This is a genomic window from Bradyrhizobium sp. OAE829, assembly GCF_040546575.1.
GTDB lineage: Bacteria > Pseudomonadota > Alphaproteobacteria > Rhizobiales > Xanthobacteraceae > Bradyrhizobium.
Window position 1 is genome coordinate 389,844 of sequence record NZ_JBEPOE010000001.1, and the last position, 23,958, is coordinate 413,801.

Here is a 23,958-nt window from a genome sequence, read left to right on the forward strand (position 1 = left end):
TTCCGATGGGTTGTTGCGGGTCGGGAGCAAAATTCACGGCACTGCCGCCGGATGCGCGCGCAAAAGGCGAGGAAGTCCTGCTCGCCAGCCGAATCGTGGCCGACGGGGTGCGCCAGACCGACCTCTCCGTGCCCGCAATTCACTGTGGTGCTTGTATTCGAACGCTCGAGACGGCGCTCGGCGGGCTTTCCGGCGTGGAGAGCGCGCGCGTCAACCTTTCCACCAAGCGCGTAACTGTCCGTTGGCGCGCCGACGCTATCCCACCGCCCTTTGTCGAAACGCTGAAGCGGGCCGGGTTCGAGGCGCATTTGTTCGACATTGAATCGGACAAGGAGGACGGTGCGCTTTCGGAACTGATACGCGCCCTCGCCGTCGCGGGCTTCGCGGCGAGCAATATAATGTTGCTGTCGGTGTCGATCTGGTCGGGCGCCGACGCCGCCACCCGTGACCTGTTTCATTGGTTGTCTGCGATCATCGCCCTGCCCGCGCTGGCCTATTCCGGCCGGCCATTTTTTCGTTCGGCCTGGCGAGCCCTGAGCCACGGACGCACCAACATGGACGTGCCGATCTCGCTGGGCGTGCTGCTTGCCTTCGGCTTGAGCCTTTACGAGACAGTGCATCACGGCCCGCACGCCTATTTCGACGCCGCTATTTCGTTGCTGTTCTTTCTGCTGATCGGACGCACGCTCGACCACGTGATGCGTGAACGCGCCCGGCTGGCGGTCAAGGGATTGGCGCGCCTCTCCGCGCGTGGCGCGCTCGTGGTGCAGGCCGATGGTACCCAGGCCTATCTTCCGGTGAGCGATATCCGGGTTGGGACGACCCTCATGCTCGTGGCCGGAGAACGCGTGCCGGTGGACGCTACCGTGATCAGAGGGGCTTCAGAACTCGACGTCTCGCTCGTGTCCGGCGAGCATACACCGCTGCCGGCCACGATCGGCTCACAGCTTCGGGCTGGCACCCTGAACCTGACCGGCCCCCTGACGATCGTCGCAACGGCCACGGCGGAGAATTCCTTTCTCGGCGAGATGCTGCGAATGATGGAGGCGGCTGAACAGGGCCGATCGAGCTACCGGCGTATCTCCGACCGCGCCGCCAGCCTTTACGCCCCGGTGGTCCATCTCACGGCGCTCCTGACATTCGCCGGCTGGCTCGCCGCCACCGGCGATGCGCATCGGGCGGTGACCATTGCTATCGCGGTTCTCATCATTACCTGTCCTTGCGCGCTGGGTCTTGCGGTGCCGATGGTGCAGGTGGTGGCGGCCCGGCGCCTGTTCGAGAGCGGGATCATGGTGAAAGACGGCGGCGCGCTCGAGCGTCTCGCTGAAGTCGATACGGTCGTGTTCGACAAGACCGGCACGCTGACATCGGGCGCTCCGCGTTTGGTCCGATCCGGTGAAACGGACCATGGGTTGGTCGCTGTCGCCGCGGGATTGGCCTGTCATTCCCGCCATCCTTATTCGCGGGCGCTGGTCGAAGCCGCCGCCGGTCATCCCGCATCTCCGGTCAGGTTCGACGAAATCGCCGAGCATCCCGGATACGGGCTTGAGGCTCGCGCGGGGACGGACGCCTACCGGCTTGGCCAACCGGAATGGGCGCTTGCTGACAGCACCGAGGCAGAGCGGATATCCGGAGATGAATCGGTCGTGCTTACAAGGAACGGCATCCGCCTGGCGGATTTTCGTTTCGAGGACCGTCTGCGGGTGGATGCGGCAGAAGCGGTCGCCGAACTCAAGGACATCGGCCTCCGGGTCGAGATCGTTTCCGGTGATCGCGAGACCGCAGTGGGATCGATCGCCGCGGAACTTGGCCTGTTGTACGTCGCAGCCGTATTGCCCGGTGGGAAAGCCGATCACGTCGCTGGCCTCGAAGCATCTGGTCGAAAAGTTTTGATGGTCGGTGACGGGCTGAATGATGCGCCGGCATTGGCGGCTGCGCATGCATCAATGGCGCCCGCTTCAGCGGCGGACGTCGGCCGTAACGCCGCCGACCTGGTGTTTCTGCGCGAAAGCCTGTCGGCGGTGCCGCTGGTGATCTCCATCGCCCGTAACGCCAGCCGCCTGGTACGGCAGAACCTTGCTTTTGCCGTGGCTTACAATGTTGTCGCGGTGCCAGTCGCGATCATGGGCCACGTTACTCCACTGCTTGCCGCAATTGCGATGTCGGGATCATCCGTTGCCGTCGTTGCCAACGCACTTCGCCTCAAAGGCCGGCAAGGCGCGGTGCGAAGCGGTACCGCAAGCAAACAGTTTCCCGCCAGGCCCGTTCTCGGGGCAGCCGAATGACCGACTATTTTTACCTGATACCGATCGCGCTCGGCCTCGGCGTCACCGCACTTGCGGCCTTCATGTGGTCGCTGAAGAACGGCCAGTATGACGATCTCGACGGCGCCGCCGAGCGGATACTGCACGAGGACAGCGACGCTCCCATCCGCAAGAAATCGCATACTCCGTAACGCGAAAGGCTTGGCGAGGACGCACTCGCGATCGTCGCGGCGCGCGGCTGAAGGCTTTGGCTTGTTCCGTATTGTGACGTCCGTCACAGCCCCTCCCCGCGACCTCTCTTATCCCTGTTTTCACGGCGGGCGGGAATGCGCCTCCGACAACGACAGGGATCGCTCAGATGAGCCACGCGCTGCACGCGACACTGGCGGCCGAGCCCGGCGAAAGCGCGAACCACGGCGCCGAACAGGCCGTCGCCAGCGCGCCGCCGCCGCTCACCTTCGTCGTGCCGGCCCGGTTGCCGCCGCCGCTGCCCAAGCGCCCGGCGCAGAACGTCATCGCGCGGCACTGGCGCGGCGAACTCTCGCTGCCGCGCTCCTACTGGATCAATTATGTGGTGCTGGGCACGAGCTTCGGACTTGCTTCCGCCGTTCTGGGCGCTGCGATCAACCCAAGCGTTGGCGAACAGCCGGTGCGTTGGCTGATCACCCACGGCCTGACCTGGACCGCGATCATCCTGTTCACGACCTGGGGCGCGATCGGCGTCTGGCGCGCGGCGACCACCTCCCGACGCGCAGGAAAGCGCTTCTGGGGCACCGCCGCCAAGGCGACCATGGCGCTCGGCGCCCTCCACCTCGTTTACAGTGTCTATTACGTCGCGATTCCGCAGGGCCTCGGCATCTACGAGATCGCGGCTGGCGATGCGCGCCTCGCGTCACACCAGTTCAAGGTGCTGAACAACGGCACCATGCTGGATTTCTCCGGAGGTATCTCGTTCGGCACGGCGAAGGAGTTCGAGACCATTCTGAAGGCGATGGACAATGTGCGCACCGTACGGCTGAACTCGAACGGCGGACGCGTCGCGGAGGCGCAGAAGATCTCCGACCTGATCAAGGCGCGAGGCCTGTCGACCTACGTTACCCATCAATGCGCTTCCGCCTGCACCATCATGTTCCTCGGCGGCAAGCAGCGCCATCTGCACGCGAACGCACGGCTCGGCTTCCACCAGCCTTACTTCCGCGGCATGACCGCGAACGAACAGCGCATCTCGATTGCCCGCGAACAGGCGCGCCTCGAGAAGTTCGGCCTCAGCGCCGCCTTCGCCGAACGCGCCAACAGCGCAGGTCCCTCGGGCATGTGGTTTCCCGAACAGAGCGAATTGCTGCGCGAGCGCGTGGTGACGTCGATCTTCAACCCGCAGCCGCCGAAGCCGGTGGCCGCCGCGGCGCCGGCGCCATCTGCTCCCGCTTCGCGTAGCGTGCCCGTGCTGCCAAAGACGTAGGCGGCCTATCAGGGCGCGCCGCAATAAGCGAATTGCGGAGCCTGCCCGATCCCGGCTGAGAAGATTCACCCTGGCGCATGTCTGCCAGCATCGGCGAGAACCGATGCGCCGCGTGGCCTAATTCCCGAACAATCCACCAAACAGCCCGCCGGGCCGTTGTTGCTGCGGCGGCGGTGGCGGCGGTTGCTGCTGGAACTGCGGCTGCGGCGGCAGCCCCGACGGCGGCGGACGCGGCGCGGCCTGCTTCGGCGCCGGCGGACGCTTGGCGGCAGGCGGCGGCGGAGCCGGCTTCGGGAGTTCAGGCTGCGCGCTGACGATGGTCTGGTCGGGGACTTTGCAGTCGGTCAGCCAGATATCGTAGACCGGATGCTCGACGCCGTGCAGCCCGGGGCTGGCGGCATACATCCAGCCGGAGAAGATTCGCTTCACCTCGCCCTGCAGCGTGATCTCGTCGACCTCGACAAAGGCGTCGGTGTTGGCGGCTTCCGTGGACGGGCGCGTGTAGCAGGCCGACGTCTTCACGCGCAGCGCGCCGAACTGCACGGTCTCGCCGATGTCCTCGTCGAAATTGATGATCCGCCCCGTGATCTTGTCGAGGCCGGAGAAGCTGGCCTTCTTGTTGGTAACCTTCGATGCCGGCGGCTCGGACACCACCTCATCGCCCGGCTGCAGGCTGGCGGAGGCCGGCGGGACCGGTCCCTTGGGCTGGCGCTGCCCCGGTGGCAGGCCCGGCTGCGCATTGGCCGCAGGCGGCACGGCGCCCGGCGCACCCGGCTGCGGCGGCGCTACCGCGATCCCCGGCTGGGTATTCTGCGGAACGACGATGGTGCCGGGCGGCGGCGCAAGGGGCTGGGTCTGCACGCTTCCGGGCGGCGGCACGCCCTGCCCCGGGGCGGGGCGATTCGGCGTTGGCAGCAGCCGGCCGCGCGGCAATATTCGGGCACTTCCTCGTCGTCGTCGAGTTGCTGCTGTTGCTGCTGTTGCTGCTGCTGGTTGCCACGCGGGATCGCGCCTGGCGGCCGCAGCGGCGGATCGGAAAAAATATTGCCGATCTGCGCGCGCGCGGGCGGCGCAAGCGAGATTGTCGAGGCGGCCACCAGGGCCGCAATACCAGTCAGGGCAATGGTTCGAAACATCTCGCGGCTTTAAAGGGCGAATCGGGCTCGCGACATAGTACAATCTTATCCGCCGCTCGCGTGCCTACCGGTTAACACGCTGAATACGGCGGGGAAAGGGCGGTTACCCCCGTCCCGGGGACGGGTTTCGCCCGCTTCGGGGCCACTGGTCAGCCCCCGCCACAAATGAAATAGTCGGTTTCGATCAGCTTTCGCGCGGGTTGCCGTCGCGAAAACCATGAAAATCCGGGACAACCGGACGAGCCAGAGGAAACCCCAGACATGACCGATCGAATTCGCCTGGACGGCCGGGTCGCCGTCGTCACCGGTGCGGCCGGCGTCATCGGAACCGCCACTATCAGGCTGCTCGCCGAGCGCGGGGCGCGCATTGTCGCCGTCGACCGCAAGGAGGCCGACCTCAAGGCCGCCATCCAGGACCTGCCGGCCTCCGCCGAGGCGCTCGCTATCGCCGCCGACGTCACCCAGGAGGACGAAGTCGCCGACTATGTCCGCGCCAGCGTCGACAAATTCGGCACCATCGACGCCTTCTACAACAACGCCGGAATCGAGGGCGACATCAAGCCGATCCCGCAATACTCGCTGGAGAGTTTTCGAAAAGTGCTCGACGTCAATGTGGTCGGCGTCTTCCTCGGCATGAAGCATGTGCTGCCGGTAATGCTCAAACAAAACAAAGGCAGCATCATCAACACCGCCTCGATCGCGGGCCTGATGGGATCGCCCTGCATCGCCGTCTACAGCGCCAGCAAGCATGCGGTGATCGGGCTTACCAAGACCGCGGCCTGGGAATGCACAGGCACCGGCGTCCGCGTCAATTGCGTCTGCCCCGGCCTGATCGACAGCCGGATGCTGTCGACGATCTATCAGGGGCGCAATGGCGGCAACGCCCCGATGCCGATCGAAAAGATGGTCGACCGGATTCCGGCGCGGCGGCTCGGACATGCTTCCGAGGTCGCCTCCGTCGTGGCGTTCCTGGCGTCCGATGAAGCCAGCTACGTCACCGGCTCTTCCTATACCGTCGACGGCGGCCGCACCGCCGCTTAGAAACCCCGTCATTCCGGGGCGCATCGAAGATGCGAACCCGGAATCGCGAGATTCCGGGTTCACTCGCTTCGCGAGCGCCCCGGAATGACAGCGCAAAATAACAGAGGTCTCCGCCCACATGCCCGTCGTTCTCGATCCCGATGCCGCCGCCGTCTACAAGGCCTTCCAGGAAGCCGGCCGCCCGCCTTACGAGTCGGGAACACCGACCCAAGCCCGTTTGATGTATCTGGCCGCCCGGCCCGTCGCCAATCCCGAACCGCCGGAACTGGAATCCGCAACACCGCTCTCAATCCCCGCCCCGCATGGCGCGATCCCGGCCCGCATCTACACGCCGAAGACGCTGCGAAAAACCGGCGGCCTCGCGCCCTGCCTGGTGTTCTATCACGGCGGCGGCTGGGTGATCGGCGATCTCGATTCCCACGACGTGGTCTGCCGCAAGCTCGCGCATGAAGGCGAGTTGATCGTGATTTCGATCGACTACCGCCTCGCCCCCGAGCACAAATTCCCCGCCGCCGTCGACGACGCCGTCACGGCGGTGAAATGGATCGCGGCCAATGCAAAAGACCTCGGCGTCGACGCGGCCCGCTTGACCGTTGGCGGCGACTCGGCCGGCGGCAATCTCGCGGCCGTGGTTGCGCTTGCGGCCCGTGACGGCGATGGGCCCAAGCTTGCAGGCCAGGTGCTGATCTATCCCGCGACGGATTTTGCGATGAAGCATCCCTCGCACAGCGAACCCGAGACCAGCATTCTGCTGACGCATTCCGTCATCAAATGGTTCTGCAACCACTACCTCAGCGGCCCCGCGGACATCGATAATTGGCAGGCTTCACCGGCGCGCGCGAAAACGCTGGCCGGATTGCCGCCGGCCTATGTGCTGACCGCCGGCGGCGATCCGCTGCGCGACGAAGGCGACGAATACGCCGCACGGTTGAAGGAAGCGGGCGTGCCCGTCACCTACAAGCACTTTCCCGGCCAGTTCCACGGCTTCTTCACCATGGGCAAGCTGCTGCAGCAGGCCAACGTCGCGGCAACCGACATCGCACTCTGGATCAAGGCGCTGAATTGACAAATTCGCCCGCGCGAAGGAATTGACGGCGACCATGCTCCTGTTTGGGATACCCGTCGACTTCATGCTGTTCGCGCTGACGCTGCTCGGCGTCGCGCTGTTTCATCACCATACCCTGCCCGTCGCGTTGACGGGGCTTGCGGCCATTATCCTCTACAAGCTGATCTTCACCGGCTTCAAATACGGCGCCGGCCTTGGTGGCCTCGGCCACCACATGGCGCATGAATGGGTGACGCTGGCCAATCTGTTCCTGCTGCTGATGGGATTTGCGCTGCTGTCGCGGCATTTCGAGGAAAGCCGGATTCCGCACGAGATGCCGGCGCTGCTGCCTGATGACTGGAAGGGCGGCGTCATCCTCCTGGTGCTGGTGTTCGTGCTGTCCAGCTTCCTCGACAATATCGCCGCGGCCCTGATCGGCGGCACCGTCGCGCGCAGTGTTTTCCAGGGCAAGGTTCATATCGGCTACCTCGCGGCCATCGTCGCGGCCTCGAATGCGGGAGGCGCCGGCAGCGTCGTCGGCGACACCACCACCACGATGATGTGGATTGCCGGGGTCAGTCCCCTCGCCGTCGTCGAGGCCTATATTGCCGCCATCGCCGCGATGCTGATCTTCGCCGTGCCCGCATCGCTGCAGCAGCAGCGCTATTCGCCGATCGTCAAGAATCCGCCGAGCGGCTTGAAGGTCGATACCATCAGGGTGCTCATCGTCGCCGCCATTCTCATTGCGGCACTGGCCGCCAACATCACCGCCAATCTGAAATTCCCGGCCCTGCTCGATATCGTCCCCGTGCTTGGCATCGCGGTCTGGGTGGTGATCCTTTCGACCGCGGCGTTGCGCAAGCCGGACTGGTCGGTAATGCCCGAAACCTTCAAGGGCACCATCTTCCTGCTGGCGCTGGTGACGGCCGCATCCATGATGCCGGTTGAAAAGCTTCCCGCCGCCTCATGGCCGACCGCGCTCGGGCTCGGCTTCGTCTCCGCGGTGTTCGACAATATTCCGCTCACCGCGCTCGCGCTGAAACAGGGTGGTTATGATTGGGGCTATCTCGCCTACGCCGTCGGCTTCGGAGGATCGATGATGTGGTTCGGCTCGTCCGCAGGCGTCGCCCTGGCGAACATGTATCCGGAGGCAAAATCTGTCGGGCGCTGGATCACCCAGGGCTGGCCGATTGCAGTCGCCTACGTCGTCGGATTTTTCGTCATGCTCGCCATCCTCGGCTGGCGTCCCGACGCGCCGCTTTAGCGCATCGCTCGCCTCGCCCACGCCGCTGCGAAGGCACACATATGCCGGCGGTGGTCTACGTTGCGACCGGACGCCGAACATCGATCTTCATCACGTCGTTTTCGTAAGCCTGGTCGCCGATCCGAAAATGCGTGGTGCCGATCTTGTTGAAGCCATGCCTGAGATAGAAGCCGATCGCTCGGCTGTTCCTGGCATTGACCGTCAACCAGACGCTCTCGCCGCCGAGGTCCCGGCAATGCTCCAACGCACAGTGCAACAATGCGGTGCCCCTTCCGCCCGACTGCTGCCTCGGCCGAACAAAGAGGGTTTTGATTTCCAGCGGCGAGCAATCGGCCAAAGGCGGCGTTGCCGACGAACACACGGTCACGAACCCGTCAATTCCGGTGCCGTTCTCCGAGACCCAGATCGCCTTGCCGGGATCGCCGATCGCATCGCGAAGATTCTGCGCCGTAAATTCCGAGAGAATATAGTCCGCGAAGTGGGCACTGATGCCCATTCGAAGATAGGTGTTCATCCAGACCTCGATGCTCACCGCAGCGAGCGTCGACGCGTCGCGTTCATTCGCCTTCCGGATCATGTCGGCTGATCTCGCCGCATCAGCGCCTCACCCCGCGCGTGCCGCCCGCCGCAGCGATTGCGGCGGCTGACCGAAGGCGCGGATGAAGGCGCGGCGCATCCGCTCCGGATCGCGAAAGCCGGTGGTCTCGGCGACGCGTTCGATCGCCTCGCTGGACGACTGCACGCGCTGCCGCGCCACTTCGATCCGCAACCGCTCGACCGCCTTTGAGGGCGTGGTGCCGGTCTCGGCAATGAAAGCGCGGGTGAAATGGCGCGAACTCATGCCGGCCTGCTCGGCCATGTCCTCCACCGTGAGCGGCGCATCGAGATGTTCGCGCGCCCAGGCCAGCAGCGGTCCAAACCGTCCGGTCGGCGACTTCAATTCCAGCAGCGACGAGAATTGCGACTGGCCGCCGCTGCGGCGGTGGTACAGCACGAGCTGCTTGGCGGTGCGCTGCGCGATCTCGTCGCCGTAATCCTCGACGACCATCGCGAGCGCGAGATCGATGCCCGCCGATATCCCCGCAGAGGTCCAGACATTGCCGTCGCGTGTGTAGATCCGATCGGCTTCCAGCTTCACTTTCGGATAGGCCGACACGAAGTGCCGCGTGCGTTGCCAATGCGTGGTGGCGCGGCGTCCGTCGAGCAGACCGGCCTCGGCCAGAACGTAAGCGCCGGAACAGACGCTCGCGATGCGGACGCCGCGCCTGGCCAAAGCCCGCACGAAAGCCAGCGTCTTCGGGCAGATCGCCGCCGTTCGCACGCCCTCGCCGCCCGCCACGATCAAGGTCGTGATCGCGCTGGAAGGTTTGAAACCACGCGCCAGCATCTCGATGCCGGAGGTGCTGCGCACCGGACCCGGCGTCGCCGCCAAAGTCCTGATCGCAGGCGCCGCACCCGAGAAGCGCGCGGCGATTTCGAACACCGAAATCGGTCCCGCGGCATCGAGCAACTGAAAGTCCGGAAAGATCAGCACACCGATCATTTGAGGTAATGTCCTTAAATGAGGGAAATATGGCATTTCTGACAACAGGCCATCATGTCAGGATGCGCAAGTCAAGGCCGCGGTCGTCATGCCCGGACTTGATCCGGGCATCCATCTTTCTTCGCAAGAGTCTGTTGCGATGCGGATGGATTGCCGGGGCATAGGCGGAGCGCAAGCGACGCCGTTCTTCAAACGGCTGCGCCCGGCAATGACAGGAGTGGCCGAAACTCGCAAAACGTTGGAGGTCCTCATGTCGGCGCCGCTTCAGATCGGTCTCGTGTTGTTTCCAAAGGTGACCCAGCTCGATTTCACCGGGCCGCTGCAGGTGTTCTCCAGCGTGCCGGGCGCGCAGGTGCATCTGATCTGGAAACGCATCGAGCCTGTGCCCAGCGACTCCGTCCTGACGATCACGCCGACGGTGACCTTTGCGGATTGCCCGCAGCTCGACGTCATCTGCGTGCCCGGCGGTTTCGGCACCGACGACATGGTCAATGACGAGGAGATGCTGGCATTCCTGCGCAAGCAGGCCGAGGGCGCCAAATACATCACCTCCGTCTGCACGGGATCGCTGGTGCTGGGCGCGGCCGGCCTGCTGAAAGGCTATCGCGCGGCGACGCACTGGACCGCGATGGATTTTCTCTCCGGGTTCGGTGCGACGCCGACCAGGACCCGCGTCTGCGTCGACCGCAACCGCGTCACCGGCGGCGGCGTCACCGCGGGCATCGATTTTGCGCTGACGCTGGTGTCGCTGCTGGTCGACCGGCGGACCGCCGAAGAGATCCAGCTCCGGCTCGAATATAACCCGGCGCCGCCGTTCAATTCCGGCTCGCCCGACACCGCGCCGCCGGAAATCCTCGCACTGATGAAAGACAAGATCGCGCCCGCGCAAGCCCGCCGCACCGAAATGATCGGCCGCGCGGCCGCAAGGATGACGTGACGCGCCGCCTGCGCTACGGCACAAGAAAAAGGCCGCCTGGTTGCCCAGACGGCCTTTCCTTTCCTACGGCGGCGCCACATTGACGGGCGATCTCAGAACCTCTGCACCGGGGGCCTATCTCCCAGCCGTATCCTGATCGGGTGCCGCTGCTCATCGGGACAGTCGCGAACTGGAGCCCGAACCGTACGCGATGGTTTCCCATCTCCGTAAGATGGGTTCATTGAACGGCGAACGGGGCAAGTGCGCAAGAACGCTGCGGCCGATGTCCCCGCTGTTCCCGTTATTCACAGGCGAACGACGCATCTGCGTTCACGACGCGCGCCTTGCCGCGCGGTGGTCCGCTCACAACATAACGGTGAATCAGCTGTCTATCAGCTTCCCGGCGTCCAGGGCTGGTAGTCGCCGGTCGCCTTCGGACGGCGGCCGCTCGCCAGCGTCGAACCGGATGGACGGTAGGCCGCCGATGTGCCGGTCAGGTTCGGCTGGTGCGGCTTTTCCCACTCGCGCGGGGTGTAGGTCTCTTCGGTCGGGGCGACGTCGACGGTGTGATGCAGCCAGCCGTGCCATGACGGTGGCACCCTCGTCGCTTCGGCATAGCCGTTATAGACCACCCAGCGCCGCTGGAAGCCGAGCGTCGGATCGATCTTGCCGCCCTTGGTGCGATAATAGGTGTTGCCCTGCTCGTCCTGACCGACCAGTTCGCCGAAGCGCCACGTCCACAACTGGGTGCCGAAGGTCTGGCCGTTCCACCAGGTGAAGAATTTGAGCAGAAACTGCTTCATGAGGGCTCGGCCGGTTCGAGAAAATGTGACGCCGTGATGCCATCGGCGGGCCGGATTGTCCAGATGCGATGTCCGATTGCGGCGATATCTGGCCGGACCGCATTTGCGCCTGTTTTTGGCGTCGAATTGTCGCGGAATCATAACGACCTGTTCATCCCTGATGCAGTTCCGATCTGGCAGGCTAAGCGCTGCGCACGATCGGTGCGCGGGCTCGGGAACGCCTTTCTCCTGAAATGGTTAGGCCCGTATCCCGGAGATGGAGCCGACAATGATCAGTTTGAAAGTTTTATGTTCTGCCGCAGCGATCGCGGCACTCGTTGCACCGACCGTGCTGCCCAACCCAAGCTTCGCGCAGGCCCCGCCTAGCGCTGGTGGCGGAGGTGGTGGCGGCGGCCGTGGCGGTGGCGGCGGAGCAGCTATCGGTGGTGGCGGCGGCGGCGGAGCGGCTATCGGTGGCGGCGGCGGTGGTTTCCGCGGTGGCGGCGGCGGAACGGTGATTGGCGGAGGCGGTGGCGGCGGCTTCCGCGGCGGCGGCGGTGCACCCCCACCGATGGCAGGCGGCATTCGTGGCGGCGGCGGCGGCGGCGTCATCGGCGGCGGTGTGGCCCCCGGCCCGAGGTTTAGCGGCGGTGGCGGCGTCTATCAAGGCGGTGGCTATCGCCATCATCATCGACATCGCCACGGCGGTTTCTACCCCGGTTTCGCAGCCGGCGCCGTTATCGGCAGCGGGCTTGGCTATTACGGCAGCAGCTACGGCTACTACAACGATCCCTACTACTACGGCGACGAACATGCCGATGACGGCGTGGTGGCGGTGGTCCCCGGCGGCGACACGGTTGCTTCCTGCAGGGCGAAATATCGCTCCTACGATGTCCGGTCGCAAACCTATCTCGGCTATGACGGGCAGCGGCATCCCTGCCCGTAACGCGAGCCAGTCAATCTGAATTGGAAGAGCGGCGCATTCCGATGCGCCGCTCTTTTCATGCGCGCAGCGCCACCGCGACGCCGCCGAGCGTGATCACCAGGGCTGCGACCTCGCGCAAGCCCAGCGGCTCATTCAGCATGGCCGCCGCCGCCACCACGCCGACCACCGGCACCAGCAGGGTGCCGATCGACGCGGTCGCCGCCGGCAACCGTTCCAGCGCGGCGAACCAGCAGACGTAGCACACGCAAAACTGGATCAGCGTGATGTAGACCATCGACGCCCAGCCGATCCCCGAGAGCGCCGCCAGCTGCGGCTGTTCGACGGCGAGCCCGATGACCGCGATCGGCAGGCAGCCGAGGCCGATCTGCCAGGCGGCCAGCGACAAGGGCTGCATCGCAAGCGGAAAATGCTTGGTCAGCACGGTGCCGAGCCCGACGCAGACGGCGCCCGCCAGCGCGCACAGGATTCCCGGCAGCTTCTCCACGCTGGCATCAAAGCCATTGCCGCCGATCAGCACCGCGATGCCGGCCAGCGCAACCGTCAGGGAAAGCGCACGTAGCAGCGACAGACGTTCGCCGAGGATCGGCCACGCCAGAAACGCCACCCAGACCGGGATCGAGATGCCGAGCACCGCGGCCTCGCTGGCACTCAGCCACAACAATGCGAGTCCCATGAACGCAACCCAGCCGCCCAGCGACAACGTGGAAACCAGCAACAGCCGCAGCCACATTCCCTTGGGAACGCGCAGCGTCTCCCGCCGCGCCAGCGCGATCAACGCGAGGGCTGCAGCGCCGACGATGCCGCACAGGCCGCGCGACGACAGCGGCGGCCACTCCGTCAGCAGATGTTTCATGATCGGGAAGTTGAGGCCCCAGCCCACCGAGGCAATCGACAGGACGATGAGGCCGAGCGGCGACATTCGGGGATGACCCGCTGGACGATGTATGGACACGGCGGGTTAGATCCGGAACCGGGGACGCATTTGTTCTTGTTCTGACACAGACTACCGAATTCGCCTCTAGGCAAATCTTATATGCACCCTATCATACAGACGGCTAGTCGACGTTCCGCCTTAATCCTCATCAGGGGTTTTGCGAGTCGCCGACTGCAGCCCAAGCAAAAGGAATCCTCGTGCCGCGCGTTCTCGTGGTCGATGACGACCCGGTGGTTTGCGTTGCCATCGAAGTTTGTCTGCAGCGCCAGGGTTTCGAGGTCACCATTGCCGATGGTGGTGAGGCCGGGATGCAGGCGCTCGAAGCGTCCGATTTCGACGTCATGCTGATCGACGTCTTCATGCCGCACATGCACGGGTTTGCAGCAATTCGGACGTTCCACGAGCGCCGGCCCGAGGTTCCGATCGTTGCGATGTCGGGCTACGCCTTCGCCAATTCCGACCGCGAGCCCGATTTGCTGCGGTTGATCATCGAACTCGGCGCGGCATGCTGCCTGCGCAAGCCGTTCACGCCCAACGCACTGTTGACCAGCGTCCACGAATGCCTCACGAAACCGGTACAGTCTGCGCGCCTCTCGAAAAGATGAAAATAAAAGCGTCAATGCTCTCGCAGCGTATCATCCTCGGAATCGGCCTCGCGATCCTCCTCCTTATCGGTGCTGCTTCCATCGGTCTCGACCTGAAGTCGCGGGCCGACACGGCTTCGGTCGACCATGCCCTGGAAGTGCTGAAGAGGATCTCGGATATCCGGCCGCTGCTGCGCCGCGCCGAAAGCGCTGCGCGCGGCTTTGCGCTCACCGGCAACCCGGACTTCGTGAAGGAATATAACGAGTCCAGTGACGCAATCCTGCCGGCCTTCGATGACCTGATCAAGACCGTCGAGGGCAATCCCGGCCAAACCCAGCTGATCGAGGAAGCCAAGGCCCAGGTGGCCCGCCAGATCGTGACGGGCGGCGAGTTGATCAGGCTCAAGAATGCGGGCGACCAGGCGAGAATCGCCGCATTGCTGGCCAATGACGAGGACCGCAAGGCGACGGAGACGATCGGCGAAAATCTGGCAAAGACCGTCGCCGAAGAGCGAAGGCGTCTCACGCTCCGGCGCACCCAGTCCGAAGCCAACGGCGGCTTCCTGCTGGCTGTTGACCTGGCTTGCGTGCTGCTGATCCTGATCCTGGCGACCGTCCTTACGCGCTCGACCGGCAGGTCACGCCGTGAGTTGCAAGACTCCCTGACTGCAACCAGAGCCACCAACGAGGCGCTGGAGGCTGCGGTCGCCGAACGTACCGGGCACCTGGTCACCGCGCACGAGGAACTCCGGCACTCGACCGAGGTGATGCAGAGTACGTTTCACAGCATGGCCGAGGCGGTGCTCGTCATCGACATCAAGGGCCGCGTGCTGCTCTCCAACCCGGCCGCGGAAAAGATGCTGCGCTACCGTCCGGGCATGACCGTTGAACTGCTGCGGCAGTTGAGCACCGTCTTTCGTGCCGATGGCGTCACGCCGCTGCCCACCCGCGAGATGCCGGCGGCGCGTGCGTTGCGCGGCGAGGAGTTCGACGCCACCGAAATCGTGGTGCGGCCCAAGAGCGGCACCGCGCCGGTTCACCTCGTCATCAGCGGCCGGCCGCTGCGCGACGCGTCGCGCGCCATCAGCGGCGCGGCGCTGCTCTATCATGACATCACCGCGACGCGCGAAATCGAGCGCAAGCTGCAGCAGTCGCAAAAACTCGATGCCATCGGCAAACTGACCGGCGGCGTCGCCCACGATTTCAACAACATGCTGACCGTCATCACCGGCACCACCGAAAGGCTGGTCGCCGCACTCGAGGACCAGCCGGCGCTGCGGAAAACCGCCGAGCTGATCGACGTGGCAGCGGAACGCTGCATCGAGCTGATCCAGCATCTCCTGGCGTTCGCGCGCCGGCAACCGCTTCAGCCGCGCAATATCGACGTCAACGGCACCGTCCTCGACATCGCCAAGCTGCTGCGCCCTACCCTCGGCGAACACATCGAGATCGACTCGATCCTCGAGCCGGAGGTTGCGGCCGCGCATATCGATCCCTCGCAACTGGCGAACTCGCTGCTCAACATGGCGATCAATGCCCGTGATGCGATGCCCGAAGGCGGCAAGCTGTTGCTGGAGACCCGCAACGTTACGCTCGACGAGGCCTATGCGAAGGCCAATCCCGACGTGCTGCCCGGCCCCTACGTGATGCTGGCGGTCAGCGACACCGGCACCGGCATGTCCAAGGAGACCCAGGACAAGGTGTTCGAGCCGTTCTTCACCACCAAGGAAGTCGGCAAGGGTACCGGCCTCGGCATGAGCATGGTCTACGGCTTCGTCAAGCAGTCCGGCGGCCACATCCGGATCTACAGCGAGGAAGGTCACGGCACCACGATCAAGCTGTATCTGCCGCCCGCCCGCGGCCAGGCGCCGGCGGCCGTGGCTGCGGCCGCCCCGCTGGTCGGCGGCGCCGAAACCATCCTGGTGGTGGAGGACGATGATCTGGTGCGCAACTTCGTCACCACGCAGTTGCAGACCCTCGGCTACCAGACCCTCGATACCGCAGACGGTCCCTCGGCGCTGCAGGCCGTGAAAAACGGCCTGCCATTCGACCTGCTCTTCACCGACGTGATCCTGCCCAACGGCATGTCCGGCAGGCAGCTCGCCGACGAAGTCGTCAAGCACCGGCCCGGTATGAGAGTGTTGTATACCTCTGGATATACCGACAACGCGATCGTGCACCAGGGACGGCTCGACCCCGGCGTCTTGCTGCTGAGCAAGCCCTATCGCAAGTCGCAACTGGCAAAAATGATCCGCCAGGCGCTGGACTAGAGGCTTATCGGTTCAGATTGAATCAGAACTCATCGCCGCGTAGGAACGAATCCTACCACCTGGCGCTTGAATCCTGGTTCTGTTGTACGTGGCAACCATGAACTGAGAGGCGAAAATGTTCCTCATGGGACTTGGCGCGCTGCTCGTTCTCGGCGGTATGTTGTACATGGTACGCACCGCTATTTGGCGGGGATCGCTTAGCGGCCCGGACTCCTCCCGGCCGGTTCGCGGCACTCTGGAGCCGCCACGGCGCAGCCTCCGATTCCTGGGTCTGGCAACGAACTGGCCCGGCATTCTCCTTATGGTGATCGGTGCAATTCTGTTGGTGTCGGGGTCCGGTTTCTAGCCTCGCCAATGCTCCAAAGGCCCCGGAGCGATCAGGGGCCTTTTTTGTTCGATCAGACGTTGGCTAGTGGGACTGAACGGACGGAACAGCATCCATCAGCAACACCCCAAAAAGCAGGACCAGATAGAGCATCGAGAACACGAACAAGCGACGAGCGGGCTGCCTTTCCTTGCCGTCGTCGCTCCGACGTACCTGCCATGCGAGAAAAATCATGATCGCGCCAAGCATCGCTGCCGCCGCGCCATAGATGGCGCCGGCAAACCCCAATGCCCAGGGTGTCAGCGAGGTTGCAGCCAGAACAACGCTATAGAGAAGAATCTGGCGCTTTGTTTCGGCCTTGCCGGCCACGACCGGCAACATCGGCACCCCGGCTCTGGCATATTCTCCGGCAAGATTGAGCGACAATGCCCAGAAGTGAGGTGGCGTCCACAGGAAGATGATCAGGAACAGGATGAGCGGCTCGATCCCGACGCTTCCCGTGGCCGCAACCCAGCCGATCACCGGAGGGAGTGCGCCAGCCGCACCGCCGATGACGATGTTTTGCGGTGTACGGCGTTTGAGCCACATCGTGTAGACGACGACATAGAAGAAAATTGTGAAAGCCAGCAGCGCAGCCGCGGCCAAGTTCAGCAATGTGCCGAGAGCCAGAATGGCGCAGCTTCCAAGCATCAATCCGAAAACCAATGCTTCCGGGCGCGATACACGGCCGCTGGGAATCGGGCGCATGGCGGTACGCGCCATCACCGCATCGATGTCGGCGTCGTACCACATATTGAGCGCACCTGCGGCGCCCGCTCCGGCAGCTATGCAAACAAGAGCAACGGCAGCGGCAAAGTGATCGACGTCGCCTGGCGCGACCATAAGACCAACCAGTGCGGTAAAGACGACCAGCGACATGACGCGCGGCTTCGTCAGCGCGACATAGTCCACGATGCCGGCGTAGCTCCCGCGAAGGAGAATCGAACGATTGATCTGCATGAGATTAATGCCTCCTCTTGCCGGCGACATGGCGACGTCTGCTAGTAAAAAAACGATGCGATCGTCCTGAAAGAACCCTTTGCAAAAAATTAACGAGCACACCCTTGTGCCGCCTAGCCCAGCGATTTGATGATCTCCCGATAGGCTGTTTCAGGAAACGCTTTCAGCGTGCGCGTCCGGATGTTGCCCTGCATGCCCATTTGCAGGCTGAAACGTGCCGCCACGGCGTCGTCAGGAGCTTCGTAGATCGCGACGATGTCAAAGTCGCCCATGGTCAGGAAAAAGAACTTGAACTCGCCGCTCATCTCCGTGAGCGCTTTCTTTGCTGCGTCCAGACGGTTTGGCGAGTCCTTCACCTTCAGGATGCCCTGCTCGGTCCAGTTTGCAAGCATGACATATGTGGTCATGGCCATCCTCCATTTGGCACGAGGCAACGGCGCCTACGTCGAAGGCGCGAAGAACAGGACCCGGATGAGGTGCGTGTAGTCGGATTCGAACACCATGATCGCCACGAACACCAGCACCAGCACCGGCGGCAGCAGGATGGCATAGCTCAAGGCCAGCCGCTCCCAGGCCATGTGCATGAAGACGGCGACGATCAAGCCGGCCTTCAACACCATGAACAGCAGGATCAGCGACCATCTGAGATAGCCTTGGAAGTGAAAGTAGTCGACGAGATAGGAGCAGGCGCTGAGGACGAACAGCCATCCCCAGACCACGAGATAAAGCTTGATCGGGTGCTGCTGGCCCTCTGCGTGCGTGGCACCTGATGCGGGCACGTCATGCACATGCGCGTGCAGCGAGGGGTGTTGTGTTTCCAGATGTACCGCCACGTTTGTCATGCGCCGACCTCACCAAAGATAAAAGAAGGCAAAGATGAACACCCACACCAGATCGACGAAGTGCCAGTACAGGCCCATGATTTCGACGATCTCGTAGTGTCCCTTTCTGCTCGTGAAGAAGCCGCGCCTTTCGACGTCGAAGTCTCCCCGCCAGACCTTTCGCGCGATGGCGATCAGGAAAATTACACCGAACGTCACGTGAGTGCCGTGGAAGCCGGTGATCATGAAGAAGCTCGAGCCGAACTGCGCCGCGCCCCAGGGGTTTTCCCAGGGCCGTACGCCCTCCATGATCAGCTTGGTCCATTCGAAGGCCTGCATTCCGACGAACGTTGCGCCAAGCGCCGCTGTGACCAGCATCAAGACGGCGGTTTTGACGCGATCGCGGCGGTAACCGAAATTGACGGCCATCGCCATGGTTCCGCTGCTGGAGATCAGGACGAAGGTCATGATGGCGATCAGGATCAGCGGAATATGATGCCCGCCAATCGTGAGAGCGAATACCTCGCTCGGATTCGGCCACGGCACCGTCGTGGACATTCGCGCGGTCATGTAGGACAGCAAGAAACAGCTGAAGATAAAGGTGTCGCTCAGGAGGAAGATCCACATCATGGCCTTCCCCCAGGAGACATTCTTGAACGCGCGCTGATCCGAGGACCAGTCGTCGGCTATGCCCCGCAAGCCGGCGGCCCGCGCGGGCGATTCTCCAGGGTTTGTCAGCACAGTGTCTGCCATCCGGTCTCTCCTAGGTGAGCAACCTGCGACAGATGTCGACGAAATCGTCCGTCCAGCCCGTCAGCAGGCCGAGCAAGACCAGCCAGACCAACAGCAGGAAATGCCAGTAGATCGTGCAGAGTTCCACGCTCAGGCGCACCTGCGTCATCTCGGCGCCACGCCACACCCTGGCAGTCGCTCTGCCGAGCGCCACCAGGCCGCCCATCAGGTGCAGCCCATGCGCCGCGGTCATCATGTAGAAGAAGGAATTGGCCGGATTGGACGCGACGAAATAACCCGCTGCGCGCAGCTGTTGCCACGCCAGCACTTGCCCGATCAGGAATGTAACCGCGGACGCGCCGCCTGCGCAGAGGCCGACGATCACACCGTCCATGTTGTTCCGGTGCGCGGCGACGTGTGCCCATTGCAACGCGACGCTGCTCAGGACCAGGACGCCCGTGTTGAACCACAGCAGCGAAGGCACCGGCATCGTGCGCCAGTCCGCCATGTTCATGCGCATGGAGTAAGCGCTGATGAAGAGTGCGAACAGCGAGCCGGCGACCGCGAGAAACACGCCCAGTCCGATCTTGGCCGCCGGCAGGGCGATTGCACCCGTGCCCGGGAAATCGTCGATCGAACCTTCTTCCAGCCATGGTTTGGCCGTCAGCCGTTGCTGCGAGAGCCACCATCCGGCGATGACCGCTATGACCGCCATGAACAGGATGATGGCGCTCACGGCGCAGCTCCCTGCACGGCCGGCGTCGTCCGCGGCTGGTTCTGCGGAATGAAGTCCTGCGCGGCACCGGGCACGCTGTAGTCATACGCCCACCGGTAGACCACCGGGAGCTCCTTGCCCCAGTTGCCGTGCCCGGGCGGGGTTTCCGGCGTCTGCCACTCCAGTGTTGTCGCCCGCCATGGATTGCCGCCCGACGGCCTGCCCCTGAACAGGCTCCAGACAAGATTGAACAGGAATACCATCTGGGCGAAGCCCACGATCAACGCCATGACGGTGATGAAGGCATTCAGCGTATGGGTCGATGACGGGATGAACGACGTGTCGCCGATGTCGTGATACCGGCGCGGAACGCCGAGCAGTCCAATATAATGCATGGGGAAGAAGATCAGATAGGCGCCGAGGAACGTCACCCAGAAATGAAACTTGCCCATCCAGTCATCCAGCATTCGCCCGGTGACCTTGGGGTACCAATGATAGATCGCGCCGAGCACGACCATGATTGGCGCCACGCCCATCACCATGTGGAAATGCGCGACGACGAACATGGTATCCGACAGCGGCACGTCCACGACGACGTTGCCGAGGAAGAGGCCCGTGAGCCCGCCGTTCACGAACGTGATGATGAAACCAAGCGCGAACAGCATCGGGACGGTGAGATGAATGTCGCCGCGCCACAGGGTCAGCACCCAGTTGTAGACCTTGATGGCGGTCGGGATGGCGATGATGAGCGTCGTGGTGGCGAAGAAGAACCCGAACTTCGGATGCATGCCGCTCACATACATGTGGTGCGCCCATACGACGAAGCTGAGAGCGCCGATTCCCACGATCGCCCAGACCATCATGCGATAGCCGAAGATATTCTTTCGCGCGTGGGTGCTGATCAGATCGGAAACGATGCCGAAGGCCGGCAAGGCGACGATGTAGACTTCCGGATGACCGAAGAACCAGAAAAGGTGCTGGAACAGGATCGGGCTGCCTCCGCCATACTTCATCTGCTGGCCCATCTCGACGAGTGCCGGCATGAAGAAGCTGGTTCCCAGCAGACGGTCGAACAGCATCATGACCGAGGCGACGAACAGCGCCGGGAAGGCCAGCAGCGCCATCACGGTGGCCGTGAAGATGCCCCACACCGTCAACGGCATCCGCATCAGCGTCATGCCGCGTGTGCGCGCCTGCAGCACCGTCACCACATAATTCAGCCCGCCCATGGTGAAGCCGATGATGAACAGGATCAGCGAGACCAGCATGAGGACGATGCCCCAATCCTGCCCGGGGGTACCGGAGAGAACCGCCTGCGGTGGGTAGAGCGTCCAGCCGGCGCCGGTGGGCCCGCCCGGCACGAAAAAGGTCGACGCCAACACCAGGACTGCGAGCAGGTAGATCCAGTAGCTCAGCATGTTCACATAGGGGAAAACCATGTCCCGGGCGCCGACCATCAGCGGGATTAGGTAGTTGCCGAAACCTCCCAGGAACAACGCCGTGAGCAGATAGATCACCATGATCATGCCGTGCATGGTGATGAACTGGAGGTACTGGCTTGCATCGATAAAGGAGAACGTGCCGGGAAATCCCAGTTGCAGTCGCATTAGCCACGACAGCACCAGCGCCACCAGCCCGATTGCGGACGCCGTCAGCGAGTACTGGATGGCGATGACTTTGGCGTCCTGCGAAAAGACGTACTGCGTCCACCAGCTTCTGGGATGATAGAGCTCAACCTCCGGCACTTCGGCAGGCGGCGCGTCTGCGCGTGCGTCATATGGGACGTCGACCATAGAAAACCCTCCTTGGTCGTTTCCATCGGGGGCGATGAGTTCACGCGCCCGATCGATCTTCGCGGCGGCGCTTTGTTAGTTGCCGCCGGATTTGTACGTCGCCTTCGTCACGGCCTTTCGGCCTGACAGTTCTGCAAACGTCTTCTGCGTCTCCAGCCAGGCGTGATATTCACTCACCTCCTGGACGATGACCTTGGCCCGCATCTGCGCGTGCGCCACGCCGCATAGCTCGGCGCAGAGCACATCAAACGTTCCGGTACGGATCGGGGTCATCCAGAAATAGGTGACCATGCCTGGAACCATATCCATCTTGGCCCGGAACTCGGGCACATAGAAATTGTGCAGAACATCGAGGGAGCGGAGCAAAACCTTGACCGGCTTCCCGATCGGAAGGTGCAAGTCGCCGCTTTCGATCACGACGTCGTCTTGTCCATTCGGGTCGTCGCGATTCAAGCCCATGGGGTTATCGGGACTGATGTTGCGGACGTTGGTTGTGCCCATGCGGCCATCCTTCCCCGGGAGGCGGAAGCTCCATTGCCACTGCTGGCCCATGACCTCGATCTCGGTGGCGTCAGCCGGAACCGTGACGAATTGGTGCCAGACAACCAGGCCCGGCGCCAACATGGCTCCGACGCCGACCGCAGTCCCGATGGTGAGCCACCATTCGAGCTTCTTGTTTTCGGGATTGTAGGCTGCCCGCCTTCCCTCCTTGTGATGGAAGCGGAAGACGCAATAGGCCATGAAGGCGATGACCGCGAAGAACACCGCTCCGGTGATCCAGAAGGTGATGCTGATGGTGTGGTCGATGTAGCTCCAGTTGGTGGCGATCGGCGTCCACCACCACGGGCTGTAGATGTGAAACAGCACCGAGCCGACTGCGACCAGAAGCAGTATGAGTGCGACAACCATCCTTCAGTCCTCCTTGCCACTCAAGGCAACGGAGACGGATTAAAGGGCGGAGCTCACACCTGTCTCGATGGCCGACTTCACATGCGCCATCGCAGTGCGTCTTGCCTCGCCCATATGACCGGTCGCGACATCCAAACGTGGCACGGAGCGCACGTTACGACCGCTAACCATCAGATCCGGGGCGTCGGAACCTAAGATGGTACGCGTCGAGCCACGCGTCAATAGATCAATATCGGACTACCTCGTCGGGGTGCGTCGGACAGATGCTGCAAGCAAGCGCGCGTCACCCGGCCGTTTGATGATGACGCAACGCACCAAATGACTAAGCCAATGACCGCGAACGTGCACACTTCACCGAACCGTGAGCGCTGCCTAATCCCAATCGCGTTAATCTGGATGCGCAGGTCGCGACAAGTTTCGTCCGGCTAAGCTCCTCTTCGTTGACCTCGGGTTTGCCGCACTCGGCTCGATCGCGTTTCTCGCACATAGCGGCGGACACGTGTGCTTGGAAACTCGCGTCGTTTCACCGCCGCGACTTTCAGCACGGGAGGTGCGTCGATGGCCACTCTGTATTCCGACAACATCGCAAGAGTTGGACGCCACGTATTCGGGGACGCGGCCACATATCCGATCCGCAAGATCGGACTGTCCGACCTGCACGAGGCGCTGCGCCTGGGCTGGGAAGACTTCAAGGCAATGCCAAGCCACGCGGTGGTCGTGTGCGTGATCTATCCCGTGCTCGGTCTTGCCCTGTTCAGGATGGTGCTTGGCTATTCGGTACTGCCTCTGCTGTTTCCGCTGGCAGCCGGGTTTGCCTTGCTCGGGCCGTTTGCCGCGATTGGTCTGTACGAGCTCAGCCGTCGCCGCGAGCGCGGCGAGGAAGTCGACGTATCGAAAGCCCTTCACGTGCTGCGCGCGCCGGCTTTCGGCGCCATGATCGAACTCGGCGTTCTCCTGCTCGTCCTGTTCGGAGCCTGGATCGGGGTCGCGAACGCCATCTACGTTTCAATCTTCGGCCACGCTCCGGCTGCGAGCATCCCTGACTTCGCAACGCGCGTGCTGACGACGCCGGAAGGATGGTCGCTCATCATCGTCGGGTGCGGCGTCGGTTTTCTGTTCGCGGTCGTGGCGCTGTGCGTCAGTGTCGTATCGTTTCCGTTGATGCTTGACCGGCATGCGACGGCGATAGACGCGATCCGGACCTCGATCTGGGCCGTGATGAAAAATCCGGTTGCGATGGCCGCGTGGGGGCTGATAGTCGCGGCGCTGCTGGTGATCGGTTCGCTACCGCTGTTCGTTGGACTGGCCGTCGTTCTGCCGTTGCTCGGTCATGCCACCTGGCATCTGTACCGGAAAGTGGTGGAGCCGGATCCCAATCCTCCACAGGAGGAAGAACCCCACCTGCGCAAAGGACACCGCTACGCGGCGGATTTCCCGGCCAATCTGTTCCCGTGGAGCCGCGAGAAGTGAGAGACAAGTA

22 protein-coding genes and 1 pseudogene are annotated in these 23,958 nt (G+C 63.4%); 11 read left to right on the forward strand and 12 right to left on the reverse strand.

Translation table 11 applies throughout. From position 1 onward, the window contains the following. The first annotated feature begins 5 nt into the window (after nucleotides 1-5). The 3 genes from ABIE49_RS01675 to ABIE49_RS01685 all read left to right on the forward strand — a co-directional run bounded on the left by ABIE49_RS01675 (nucleotide 6) and on the right by ABIE49_RS01685 (nucleotide 3,723). On the forward strand, nucleotides 6-2,285 hold the full coding sequence (locus tag ABIE49_RS01675; protein ID WP_192739811.1) for a heavy metal translocating P-type ATPase: 2,280 nt from the start codon (nucleotides 6-8) through the stop codon (nucleotides 2,283-2,285). Further along, nucleotides 2,282-2,455: a cbb3-type cytochrome oxidase assembly protein CcoS gene (gene ccoS / locus ABIE49_RS01680; protein ID WP_192739810.1), complete on the forward strand. Its 174-nt coding sequence runs from the start codon at nucleotides 2,282-2,284 to the stop codon at nucleotides 2,453-2,455. The genes ABIE49_RS01675 and ccoS overlap by 4 nt, the downstream gene beginning before the upstream one ends. Nucleotides 2,456-2,622: 167 nt before the next feature. After that, complete coding sequence (locus tag ABIE49_RS01685; RefSeq protein WP_192739809.1) at nucleotides 2,623-3,723, forward strand: COG3904 family protein; 1,101 nt, start codon at nucleotides 2,623-2,625, stop codon at nucleotides 3,721-3,723. Nucleotides 3,724-3,840: 117 nt separating this feature from the next. Here ABIE49_RS01685 and ABIE49_RS01690 read toward each other — a convergent pair. Beyond that, nucleotides 3,841-4,859: pseudogene (locus ABIE49_RS01690) on the reverse strand (DUF2155 domain-containing protein). Between the two features lie 261 nt (nucleotides 4,860-5,120). Here ABIE49_RS01690 and ABIE49_RS01695 point away from each other — a divergent pair. The 3 genes from ABIE49_RS01695 to ABIE49_RS01705 all read left to right on the forward strand — a co-directional run bounded on the left by ABIE49_RS01695 (nucleotide 5,121) and on the right by ABIE49_RS01705 (nucleotide 8,209). Beyond that, nucleotides 5,121-5,900 carry an SDR family NAD(P)-dependent oxidoreductase gene (locus tag ABIE49_RS01695; protein ID WP_192739807.1) on the forward strand — a complete coding sequence of 260 codons (780 nt, stop codon included), beginning with the start codon at nucleotides 5,121-5,123 and terminating at the stop codon, nucleotides 5,898-5,900. Nucleotides 5,901-6,018: 118 nt separating this feature from the next. Continuing rightward, nucleotides 6,019-6,966: a LipP1 family hormone-sensitive lipase gene (gene lipP1, locus ABIE49_RS01700; RefSeq protein ID WP_192739806.1), complete on the forward strand. Its 948-nt coding sequence runs from the start codon at nucleotides 6,019-6,021 to the stop codon at nucleotides 6,964-6,966. A 34-nt stretch (nucleotides 6,967-7,000) separates the two neighbouring features. Continuing rightward, complete coding sequence (locus ABIE49_RS01705) at nucleotides 7,001-8,209, forward strand: citrate transporter (RefSeq protein ID WP_354066539.1); 1,209 nt, start codon at nucleotides 7,001-7,003, stop codon at nucleotides 8,207-8,209. A gap of 55 nt (nucleotides 8,210-8,264) precedes the next feature. Here the strand turns inward: ABIE49_RS01705 and ABIE49_RS01710 are convergent, their stop codons facing one another. Both ABIE49_RS01710 and ABIE49_RS01715 read right to left on the reverse strand, forming a co-directional pair. Then, nucleotides 8,265-8,786 (reverse strand): GNAT family N-acetyltransferase, encoded by a 522-nt coding sequence (locus tag ABIE49_RS01710; protein ID WP_192739804.1) that lies wholly within the window; start codon nucleotides 8,784-8,786, stop codon nucleotides 8,265-8,267. Nucleotides 8,787-8,813: 27 nt separating this feature from the next. Then, nucleotides 8,814-9,752 carry a GlxA family transcriptional regulator gene (locus ABIE49_RS01715; protein ID WP_192739803.1) on the reverse strand — a complete coding sequence of 313 codons (939 nt, stop codon included), beginning with the start codon at nucleotides 9,750-9,752 and terminating at the stop codon, nucleotides 8,814-8,816. Between the two features lie 250 nt (nucleotides 9,753-10,002). On the opposite strand from ABIE49_RS01715, the gene ABIE49_RS01720 reads away from it, so the two are divergent. After that, nucleotides 10,003-10,689, forward strand: coding sequence for a DJ-1/PfpI family protein (locus ABIE49_RS01720; protein ID WP_192739802.1), 687 nt, complete (start codon nucleotides 10,003-10,005; stop codon nucleotides 10,687-10,689). Between the two features lie 371 nt (nucleotides 10,690-11,060). Here ABIE49_RS01720 and ABIE49_RS01725 read toward each other — a convergent pair whose 3' ends face one another. Then, on the reverse strand, nucleotides 11,061-11,471 hold the full coding sequence (locus ABIE49_RS01725; RefSeq protein ID WP_192739801.1) for an NADH:ubiquinone oxidoreductase subunit NDUFA12: 411 nt from the start codon (nucleotides 11,469-11,471) through the stop codon (nucleotides 11,061-11,063). A 268-nt stretch (nucleotides 11,472-11,739) separates the two neighbouring features. On the opposite strand from ABIE49_RS01725, the gene ABIE49_RS01730 reads away from it, so the two are divergent. Next, nucleotides 11,740-12,396, forward strand: coding sequence for a BA14K family protein (locus ABIE49_RS01730; protein ID WP_192739800.1), 657 nt, complete (start codon nucleotides 11,740-11,742; stop codon nucleotides 12,394-12,396). Between the two features lie 55 nt (nucleotides 12,397-12,451). On the opposite strand, the gene ABIE49_RS01735 is transcribed toward ABIE49_RS01730, so the two are convergent. Next, entirely contained in the window at nucleotides 12,452-13,315 is an 864-nt protein-coding gene (locus tag ABIE49_RS01735) for a DMT family transporter (RefSeq protein WP_192739799.1), read from the reverse strand. 212 nt (nucleotides 13,316-13,527) lie between these two features. Between ABIE49_RS01735 and ABIE49_RS01740 the strand changes: the two genes are divergently transcribed. Next, nucleotides 13,528-13,935: a response regulator gene (locus tag ABIE49_RS01740; RefSeq protein ID WP_192739798.1), complete on the forward strand. Its 408-nt coding sequence runs from the start codon at nucleotides 13,528-13,530 to the stop codon at nucleotides 13,933-13,935. 14 nt (nucleotides 13,936-13,949) lie between these two features. Further along, a complete protein-coding gene (locus ABIE49_RS01745) occupies nucleotides 13,950-16,184 on the forward strand; it encodes a CHASE3 domain-containing protein (RefSeq protein ID WP_192739797.1) in 2,235 nt (744 codons plus the stop codon). A gap of 409 nt (nucleotides 16,185-16,593) precedes the next feature. On the opposite strand, the gene ABIE49_RS01750 is transcribed toward ABIE49_RS01745, so the two are convergent. The 7 genes from ABIE49_RS01750 to ABIE49_RS01780 form a co-directional block, all read right to left on the reverse strand. Further along, complete coding sequence (locus ABIE49_RS01750; RefSeq protein WP_192739796.1) at nucleotides 16,594-17,508, reverse strand: heme o synthase; 915 nt, start codon at nucleotides 17,506-17,508, stop codon at nucleotides 16,594-16,596. A 113-nt stretch (nucleotides 17,509-17,621) separates the two neighbouring features. Then, complete coding sequence (locus ABIE49_RS01755; RefSeq protein WP_192739876.1) at nucleotides 17,622-17,915, reverse strand: GYD domain-containing protein; 294 nt, start codon at nucleotides 17,913-17,915, stop codon at nucleotides 17,622-17,624. A gap of 33 nt (nucleotides 17,916-17,948) precedes the next feature. Beyond that, nucleotides 17,949-18,350, reverse strand: a complete 402-nt coding sequence (locus tag ABIE49_RS01760; RefSeq protein ID WP_192739795.1) for a cytochrome C oxidase subunit IV family protein — start codon at nucleotides 18,348-18,350, stop codon at nucleotides 17,949-17,951. A 9-nt stretch (nucleotides 18,351-18,359) separates the two neighbouring features. Beyond that, nucleotides 18,360-19,082, reverse strand: coding sequence for a heme-copper oxidase subunit III family protein (locus tag ABIE49_RS01765; protein WP_192739794.1), 723 nt, complete (start codon nucleotides 19,080-19,082; stop codon nucleotides 18,360-18,362). A 10-nt stretch (nucleotides 19,083-19,092) separates the two neighbouring features. After that, entirely contained in the window at nucleotides 19,093-19,797 is a 705-nt protein-coding gene (locus ABIE49_RS01770) for a cytochrome c oxidase subunit 3 (RefSeq protein WP_192739793.1), read from the reverse strand. Next, nucleotides 19,794-21,569, reverse strand: a complete 1,776-nt coding sequence (locus ABIE49_RS01775) for a cbb3-type cytochrome c oxidase subunit I (protein ID WP_192739792.1) — start codon at nucleotides 21,567-21,569, stop codon at nucleotides 19,794-19,796. The genes ABIE49_RS01770 and ABIE49_RS01775 overlap by 4 nt, the downstream gene beginning before the upstream one ends. A 75-nt stretch (nucleotides 21,570-21,644) precedes the next feature. Continuing rightward, on the reverse strand, nucleotides 21,645-22,478 hold the full coding sequence (locus ABIE49_RS01780; RefSeq protein ID WP_192739791.1) for a cytochrome c oxidase subunit II: 834 nt from the start codon (nucleotides 22,476-22,478) through the stop codon (nucleotides 21,645-21,647). A gap of 558 nt (nucleotides 22,479-23,036) precedes the next feature. Here ABIE49_RS01780 and ABIE49_RS01785 point away from each other — a divergent pair. Then, nucleotides 23,037-23,948 (forward strand): DUF2189 domain-containing protein, encoded by a 912-nt coding sequence (locus ABIE49_RS01785; protein ID WP_192739790.1) that lies wholly within the window; start codon nucleotides 23,037-23,039, stop codon nucleotides 23,946-23,948. The last annotated feature ends 10 nt before the right edge of the window (nucleotides 23,949-23,958 follow it).